This window comes from Sphingobium quisquiliarum P25 (assembly GCF_000445065.1).
Classification (GTDB): domain Bacteria; phylum Pseudomonadota; class Alphaproteobacteria; order Sphingomonadales; family Sphingomonadaceae; genus Sphingobium; species Sphingobium quisquiliarum.
In genome coordinates, this window is the sequence record NZ_ATHO01000167.1 from 80,925 (window position 1) to 89,551 (window position 8,627).

Consider the following 8,627-nt stretch of genomic DNA (forward strand, 5'->3'; position numbering starts at 1 on the left):
ACGGCGCAGTCGCTATGAATCGCCGAGACCAGGGGGCGGGATGATTCTTACTGACAATGAGACAAAGGTAGATCTCCTCAACAACGAGGCGATCGCCAAGACCATCATCGAGCTGCTGCGCGAGAAGCCCGAGCGCGCCGTGACCATCGGTGTTCATGGTGACTGGGGCGCCGGCAAATCCAGCATCTTGGAGATGATCGAGAACGGCCTCAGCTCGGATAAGGACGTTCTCTGCATCAAATTCAACGGCTGGCGTTTTCAGGGATTCGAAGATGCCAAGATCGCGTTGATCGAGGGCATCGTCACCGGGCTTATCGAAAAGCGCCCGTTGCTCACCCAGGCCGGCATAGCCGTCAAAGACATCTTCCGTCGGATCGACTGGCTCAAGATCGCGCGGCACGGCGGAGGTCTCGCTTTCACCGCGTTCACCGGTATCCCCACAGCCGATCAGGTCGGCGCGGTCGTCGGGACCTTGAAGGGAATTTTCGCTGATCCCTCGAAACTTGCAACGCAGGAGAATTACGACAAGGCCATCGATGGTGTGCAGGGGCTGCTGAAGCCCGGTGAGTCGAAGAATGTGCCGCAGGAGATCGAGGCGTTCCGGAAGGCGTTTGACGATCTGCTAAAACAGGCGGACGTCAAGCAACTGATTGTCCTCATCGACGATCTCGACCGCTGCCTACCGGACACGGCAATCGAAACGCTCGAAGCCGTCCGCCTGTTCGTCTTCACTGCCCGTACCGCGTTCATTGTCGCGGCCGACGAGGCGATGATCGAATATTCGGTGCGCAAGCATTTCCCTGAGCTGCCGGACACGACCGGCCCACGCGACTATGCGCGCAATTATCTCGAAAAGCTCATCCAGATTCCGTTTCGGATTCCGGCTTTGGGTGAGACCGAAACCCGCATTTACGTCACCCTATTGCTCATCGGCGCCGAGCTAGGCGAGGACGACCCCGCTTACGCGGCGCTCATCACCGTCGCGCGTGAGTTGCTCAAACGGCCTTGGCAAACGGCCGGGCTCGACGCGCAGACGGTCAAAACCGCCTTGGGCGACAAAGCCGGCCAGGTCCAGAACGCGCTCACACTTAGCGATCAGATCGGTCCGATCCTGGCCAGCGGGACGCAGGGCAATCCGCGGCAGATCAAGCGCTTCCTAAACACCCTGCTGCTGCGGCATCAGACTGCGCTCGCTCGAGGCTTCGGGGACGATGTGAAGCTGCCGGTCCTAGCGAAGCTCATGCTCGCCGAACGGTTCCTCTCCAGATTGTTTGATCAGATCGCAAGCGCCGCTGCCCGCGATCCGGATGGCCGCTGCGTAGATTTGGCGGCGCTGGAAGCCGCGGCGTCGGAGGAGAAGCCAGTCGCCAAGGCGAAGCGAACCGGGTCGAAGATCAGTTCAATAGTCGACGCCAAGCCGACCACCGTGCCGGACTCCAAGGACAGCGCTATCCTGACGGAATGGAAGGCGGCCGATGCGATACGGGCTTGGGCGCAGCTGTCACCGGCCTTGGCGGAAGTCGATCTGCGCCCCTACCTGTTCGTGACCAAGGATCGAAAGGACTATTTCGGTGCAGCCTCCGTCCTCGGACGTCTCGCAGTGGTGATCGAAAAGTTGCTCGGCCCGAAGCTGGCCGTTCAGGCGTTCGAAGGTGAACTCAAGCAGCTCGTTCCGGCCGAGGCCGCTCAAGTCTTCGAGGAACTGCGCGGGCGCGTTATGGGCGGCGATGCCTTCGATACGGCGCCTCCCGGCATAGACGGGCTCGCCGTGTTGGTGCGCGCGCATCCGACGCTTCAAGCCAACCTTCTCGATCTGCTCGAAGCCTTGCCGGCCGATCGGTGCGGGCCGTGGCCCGCATCGGGCTGGGAGGGCATCATCAAGGATGCCGACGCCGTAGCTCGGTTCGAAAAGCTCCTCCAAAGATGGTCGACGTCTCAATCGACCTTCTTGAAGACGACGGCTAGCGCCGCGCTTCGCACGCGGAAAGGTGGCCGCTGATGGGCACGTCGAACGCTTATAGTGGCGCGGGCGGCGGGACGCCGCTCATTCCGAGTTGGCTGCAGGGCGAGGGCGACGGCGGGGCCGGCACGGGCGCGGGTGATGGCGACGGAACACAACCGCCGTCGCCTGATGGATCGCCCCCAGCAGTTCCTCCCGCGCCGGCAGCTCGGCCGGCCGCACCGGCAGGGTCATCGGATCGGTTTACATCTGCACGAAACAATTTCACGCGGTTCGTAAGCTCGGGTGGCAGCGACCGCAGAAGCCTCGGCCGCGCTGTCTCGCAGTATGTGTCCAAGTCGGCGGGCGGCTCGCGCCAGGCCGCGCAGCGTATGGGCTCTTCGCGAGGGGCGGGCGCCGGGCTCGTCCGATTCCTTAACGACGCCAGCGCCAACGGCGTTCGCGAAGCGCTGCGAACGCTCAACCTCGAAAGCCTCGCCGGGCGGCCGATCGAGGAAGTGTTCGCGGGGCTCGCCGATTACATCTGCCCCGAAGGCGGGTCGATCGACGAGGGGATCGCGCGAGACGCTTTCGTCGAGACCATCGCCGATCTGGCCGACGCCGGCATTACCGACATCGATGCGCTGACACCCGGCCAGATTCAGACCGTCTTCGAACTGTATGCGACGCACGCGATCGAGGCTCGGATCTGCAACGACATCGGCACCAAGGTCGTGACCTTGCCGACCGACCCAAGGGCGGCGGAGAGGGTGCAGGCGCAACTGCGTGATTTCATACAGCGCGGGGTCAGCGACGCCATCAACGCCGCGGGAGTCAACATTCAGTCGCTGACACCCGATGCGGTAATGGGCTTCGTAACCAACGTCTATCAATCCGCCTTCGACGTGTTGCAGACGATGGGTGATGGGGAGGCAGCGAAAAAATGAGGCGCCATGTAATTATCGGTCGTTTCGGGCCGGACGATAAGACCCGCGTCCCGAAGGCGCGCGACGAGGTTGCATCGACCCTGCAGTTGGTGGCGGGCAAGCGTCTCGATCACGGGATCGGCCGCGCCTTAGCCGACCTCAAGGCGTTGCATCTGACCCCGAGCGAGATCGGCGCGGATATGCTGGTGGTCGCGGCCCATGTCCACGCGGCCGACACCCGCATCTCCCGCTCCACGGAATCGCAGGACGCCTGGACGCGCGAGATTCGGCTGGTCATCCCGGTGAGCGATCCGGTGCGATGGACGGCCGCGGCTCCCACTCTGGTCCGCGCCTTGAACTTCCTGACCGGCGACAGGTGGGATGTCGGATTCCGCAAACGGGCCAAGAGCTATGCAAAACTGGTCCCCGCCGCGACACCCACCCTTATCCCCGCCCCATTCGACGGCGTAAGTCTGTTCTCCGGTGGCTTGGATAGTCTGATCGGCGCGATCGACAGCTTGCATGCCGGCGAGACGCCGCTTCTGGTAAGCCATGCCGGCGAAGGGCTGGTGAGCAAGTCGCAGGAGCAGTGTTTCGACGGTTTGAAAGCCGCTTACAAATCATCCGCCTTCGATCGGCTGCGGGTGTGGATGAGCTTCGATAGCGGGCTGGTCGAGGATGTCGGATCGGAGGACACCACGCGCGGCCGCTCGTTCTTGTTCTTCTCCCTGGGAGTCGCCGCCGGTACCGCCCTCGGCCGCGACTTCGTGCTCAAGGTTCCGGAGAATGGCTTGATCGCGCTTAATGTGCCGCTCGATCGGCTTCGGCTGGGCGCGCTCAGCACTCGGACGACGCATCCTTTCTACATGGCCCGCTGGAACGATTTGCTCCGGGCGCTTAGCGTCGGGGGGAAGGTTGAGAATCCCTATTGGGACAAGACCAAGGGGGAAATGGTCGCCCAATGCGCCAATCCGGCGCTGCTAAAGCAACTCGCCCCGCTGTCGCTATCGTGTTCGTCACCAACGAAGGGGCGCTGGACAAAGAAACCGCAGGGGCACTGCGGGTACTGCCTGCCATGTCTCATTCGGCGGGCCTCCCTGCGAGGCAAGGATTCGACAGTTTACGGCGTGCCCGATCTGAAGGCCGCCACGTTGGACACTAAGCAGGCCGAAGGTCAGCAGGTCCGATCCTTCCAGATCGCGATCGCACGGTTGTCGAAGCGCCCGGATCTTGCCAAGGCCCTCATACACAAGCCGGGGCCACTCTACGATGATCCTTCCCGGCACGATGGCCTGGCCGATGTCTATCGCCGCGGATTGGAAGAGGTTGGGCGGTTGCTGGCTGGCGTTCGAGCCGCACCGTCATAAGAGGCACTATGCGATCTGGTCTCGTTGATTTTCATTGCCACCTCGACCTCTACCCCGATCACGCGGCCGCGGTGGAGCGTTGCGAGCGCGATGGCGTGTTTACCCTCACCGTGACCACCACGCCCAAGGCTTGGCCGCGGAACCACGAACTGGCGTCGGCTACCCGCCATGTTCGGGCAGCTCTCGGTCTGCATCCTCAACTGGTCGCCGAACGCGCTCATGAGATCGGGCTATGGGAGGAGCTGCTCCCGCGAACCCGCTATGTAGGCGAGGTCGGACTGGACGCCGGCCCTCGATTCTACCGGTCGTTCGAAGCGCAAAAGGAGATTTTCGCTCGCGTGTTGTCGCTTTGCGCGGTGGCGGGGAACAAGATCGTCACGACTCATAGCGTCCGAGCGACCAAGGCCGTGCTCGATATGATCGAGCAGCACCTGCCGCCTACCCGGGGTCGCGTGGTGCTTCATTGGTTCACCGGCACCGCAGCGGAGGCCAAGAGGGCGGTCGATCTCGGCTGCTATTTTTCAGTGAACGCGGAGATGCTTGCGAATGAGAAGCGCGCAGCGATAACCAAGGCGCTCCCGTTGGATCGAGTTCTGACGGAAACAGATGGACCTTTCACCCTGACCAACGCTCGCCCGACCACGCCGAGTGATGTCTGGATCGCTGTAGATGGTTTGGCACGCCTGCACGGCATGCCGTCCGGTGTCATGTCTGCCACCGTCATGCGCAATTTGAAAAGTCTACTCGTAGAGCAAGATTAGGGCGCCCCATGCGCACGGCGCTTTCTTTCGAAACAGAGGATTTCAAGCTATATTGCCCCATTTGACCCATGATCCTCAAGCCGCGCTTGCAATACTCGCTGGCGCTATCGGTACGCTGCTCGAAGACAAGGATTTAGCCTATGCCGATCCCTCAGAGCAGGCGATCGTGGGGCGCCTTGCGGTGCTGCTCGAGGGCAAATTCCCGGGCTGGTCGGTCAATGTCGAATGGAACCGCCGGGGGGACGTCGCCAAGCGGCTGCATTATCCGCTGCATGAGGACGATCCTGGCCGGGAAGCCGCAGTCCGGCCAGATCTCATCGTTCACCGCGTCGGCCAGCGCGAAAATCTGCTCGTCGTCGAAGCAAAGAAGGCGGCAAACAACGATTTCGAAGGCGATATCTGGAAACTGAAGGGGATGACCGAGCAGGCCGGCGCCTATGGCTATGCCGCAGGCCTCCATCTCGTTGTCGACATGCCAGCGGGTGTAGTTTTGCGCTGCGATGTTTATGTCGACTCAGCATTTCACGAAGGCTTGACCGACTGGCTGCGCGATCAGCTACCTGGCCCGGACTGAAATTTGGTGCCGGCCTCGACCAACTCTTTCAAGAGCTCAAGTGCGATACGGCGCCAGCGCCTAATCGCGGCTGTAAGGCCGTTATGATGGCTTAAAGAACTGTTTAATATAAGTAATATTGCAAAATTGGTGCGAAGCGACATCTGGGAGAGATCTCTTAATTTATCACCCCACTTCGGTCATTCTGACTCCTGCTAAGTCACTGAACGTTTGTTACATCTTGATTGTCCGGGATCATGCGTGACCGACAATGCCCGTCGGGTGCTGAGCGGGATAATTGTGAACCTGCCTATCTTGACCCATAACATATTAAAATAAAAAGGTGTTTTTGAATCTCGTCGGGAGCTGGGGCCGGGGAGTGGGGCTGGATCATCAATGATCGCTCGTGATCCTAACGCCTAATCACCGAGATGCTTGTCGAGTCGCTTTGAAGCACGGCATTGCACCCTATTCTTTTCGTCCCATGCTTCAAGCTCATCGATGGGATAGAGGACAGTCTTACCGATTTTGACGTATGACGGTCCAAATTTCATGGCGTGAGGATCAGCGTGCAATAGGCACCCCCTTCGTGGGGTGATCGGCGTGCAAAAAGGACCCCTTCATCCCGGGGATTTAGTCGGCCGACTGGTTTTGATCAGTTGGCGAGAACGGGATGTTGATCGTGGAGACAGTGGTTCGGATTCGGCGTGAGCATGCAGCGGGTAAGGCGATCAAGGCGATCGCTCGTGACCTTCGTTTGTCGCGGAAGGTCGTCCGCAAAGCGATCCGGTCGCCGGAGGCGGCGTTCAACTATCAGCGCAAAGTCCAGCCGCTGCCGCGGATCGGTCCTTATCAGGATCGTCTCGATGCGCTGCTTGAGGAGAACGAAGGTCGCGGCCGCCGCGATCGGCTACGGATGACGCGTATCCATGACCTGCTGGTGCGCGAGGGGTTCGATGGATCCTATGATGCGGTGCGCCGCTATGCGGCGCGCTGGCGTGCTGCGCGGCGGAAGGATGCTGGCGAAGGCGCACCGGCGTTCATCCCGATGACCTTCCAGCCGGGTGAGGCCTACCAGTTCGACTGGAGCCACGAGGATGTGGAGATCGCCGGCAAGCCGATGCGGGTGAAGGTGGCGCATATGCGTCTCTGCGACTCGCGCGCACCCTATGTCCGGGCCTATCCGCGCGAGGGCCAGGAGATGCTGTTCGATGCCCATGCCCGGGCGTTCGCGTTCTTCGGCGGTGTGCCGCGACGCGGTATCTACGATAATATGAAGACGGCGGTGACGGCCGTGTTCACCGGCAAGGAGCGTGTGTTCAACCGCCGCTTCCTGATCATGACCGATCATTACATGGTCGAGCCGACCGCCTGCTCGCCGGCGGCGGGATGGGAGAAGGGCCAGGTCGAGCAGCAGGTCCAGACAATCCGAGGCCGCTTCTTCCAGCCGCGGCTCCGGTTCGCCAGCCTGGCCGAGCTCAACGGGTGGCTGGAGGCCGAGTGCCGGCGCTGGGCCGAGCATCATGCCCATCCCGAACGCGGGGATATTACCGTCGCCGAGGCGCTGGATATGGAGCGACCGGCCCTGCAGCCGATCCTGGCACCGTTCGACGGCTTCCATGAGAGCGAGCATGCCGTCACCGGCACCTGCCTCATCAGCTTCGATCGCAACCGCTACTCGGTCATGTCGACGGCCGCACGCCGGACCGTTCAGGTGCGCTCCTATGCCGATCGCATCGTCATACGCTGCGGCGATGCGATCGTCGGGGAGCATGAGCGCCACTTCGGTCGGAACCGCACGATATACGATCCCTGGCATTATCTGCCGGTCCTCGCGCACAAGCCCGGCGCGCTGCGTAACGGCGCACCGTTCCAGGACTGGGATCTGCCGCCCGCCCTGCACCGATTACGGCGAAGGCTCGGCACCGGGGACGAGGCCGATCGCAGGTTCGTGCGGGTCCTCTCGGCGGTGCTCACCGATGGCCTGGAGCCGGTAGAGGCTGCCGTGCGCGAAGCGTTGGCGAACGGAACGGCCAGCGACGAGCTGATCCTCAACATCCTCTCCCGGCGCCGCGAGCCGGCGACACCCCACAGCATCGTCACTTCGGAAGACCGGATGCTGCAGCATCCTCCGCTCGCCGACTGTGCCCGCTATGATCTGCTGCGAGGCTATGATGCAGCGGCATGATATGATCGACACGATGCGCGGCCTCGGACTCAAGGGCATGGCGGCGGCGTTCGACGAGGCGGTCACCACCGGCCTCCAGCGCAAGCGCACCACCATGGAGATACTGACCGACCTGCTCCGTGCTGAGGCGACCCACCGGGATGCAGCCTCCATCCGCTATCGGATGACGGCTGCGAGGCTGCCCGTGGTGAAGGACCTGGAGCGGTTCAGCTTCGAGGGCACACCGATCAATGAGGAGATGATCCGCTCCCTTCACGATGGCTCCTTCCTCCCGCCTCGCCGCAATATCGTGCTGGTCGGCGGCACGGGGACAGGCAAGACCCACCTCGCCATCGCGATCACCGCCAATGTCGTGCGAAGGGGCGCTCGCGCCCGCTACTTCAACACCGTCGATCTGGTGACACGCCTCGAAGAGGAGACCCGGATCGGCAAAGGCGGGACCCTGGCGGCGCAGCTGTCGCGGCTCGACCTGATCGTTCTCGACGAGCTCGGTTATCTGCCGTTCGCCCGCTCGGGAGGGCAGTTGCTGTTCCACCTCATCAGCAAGCTTTATGAGCGGACCAGCGTCATCATCACCACGAACCTCGCCTTCGGCGAATGGCCGACCGTGTTCGGCGATCCCAAGATGACCACGGCGCTGCTCGACCGCGTCACCCACCACTGCGATATCGTCGAGACGGGCAACGACAGCTGGCGCTTCAAAAACCGCAGCTGACAGCCACCTTCGGCGCCTTCAAAAATCTATCTTGCGCTGCGCGCGCCTCCGGTCGGGCTACGCCCGCCCTCCGCCGCACGCAGCGCAAGGCCATCTTCAACAAACCAGCATCATATTATCTGAAAAGGGGGTCCCTCTTCGACGCCGATCGGGGGTCCCTTTTGAACGCCGTTTGACA

The 8,627-nt window shown here is 62.1% G+C and carries 7 protein-coding genes; all 7 read left to right on the forward strand.

Features of this window, described 5'->3' with window-relative positions; genetic code table 11:
• Nucleotides 1-40: 40 nt before the first annotated feature.
• The 7 genes from qatA (at nucleotide 41) to istB (ending at nucleotide 8,449) form a co-directional block, all read left to right on the forward strand.
• Nucleotides 41-1,999, forward strand: coding sequence for a Qat anti-phage system ATPase QatA (gene qatA / locus L288_RS41015; protein ID WP_021240013.1), 1,959 nt, complete (start codon nucleotides 41-43; stop codon nucleotides 1,997-1,999).
• Between the two features lie 290 nt (nucleotides 2,000-2,289).
• Nucleotides 2,290-2,886 (forward strand): Qat anti-phage system associated protein QatB, encoded by a 597-nt coding sequence (qatB, locus tag L288_RS0122425; RefSeq protein WP_021240014.1) that lies wholly within the window; start codon nucleotides 2,290-2,292, stop codon nucleotides 2,884-2,886.
• Nucleotides 2,883-4,232, forward strand: coding sequence for a Qat anti-phage system QueC-like protein QatC (gene qatC / locus L288_RS41020; RefSeq protein WP_021240015.1), 1,350 nt, complete (start codon nucleotides 2,883-2,885; stop codon nucleotides 4,230-4,232). The genes qatB and qatC overlap by 4 nt, the downstream gene beginning before the upstream one ends.
• An 8-nt stretch (nucleotides 4,233-4,240) precedes the next feature.
• Complete coding sequence (gene qatD / locus L288_RS41025; RefSeq protein WP_021240016.1) at nucleotides 4,241-4,993, forward strand: Qat anti-phage system TatD family nuclease QatD; 753 nt, start codon at nucleotides 4,241-4,243, stop codon at nucleotides 4,991-4,993.
• 52 nt (nucleotides 4,994-5,045) lie between these two features.
• Complete coding sequence (locus tag L288_RS41030) at nucleotides 5,046-5,567, forward strand: hypothetical protein (protein WP_051209788.1); 522 nt, start codon at nucleotides 5,046-5,048, stop codon at nucleotides 5,565-5,567.
• Nucleotides 5,568-6,219: 652 nt separating this feature from the next.
• Nucleotides 6,220-7,734, forward strand: coding sequence for an IS21 family transposase (gene istA / locus L288_RS41035; RefSeq protein WP_021238707.1), 1,515 nt, complete (start codon nucleotides 6,220-6,222; stop codon nucleotides 7,732-7,734).
• Complete coding sequence (gene istB, locus L288_RS41040; RefSeq protein ID WP_031304487.1) at nucleotides 7,721-8,449, forward strand: IS21-like element helper ATPase IstB; 729 nt, start codon at nucleotides 7,721-7,723, stop codon at nucleotides 8,447-8,449. The genes istA and istB overlap by 14 nt, the downstream gene beginning before the upstream one ends.
• Nucleotides 8,450-8,627 lie beyond the last annotated feature (178 nt).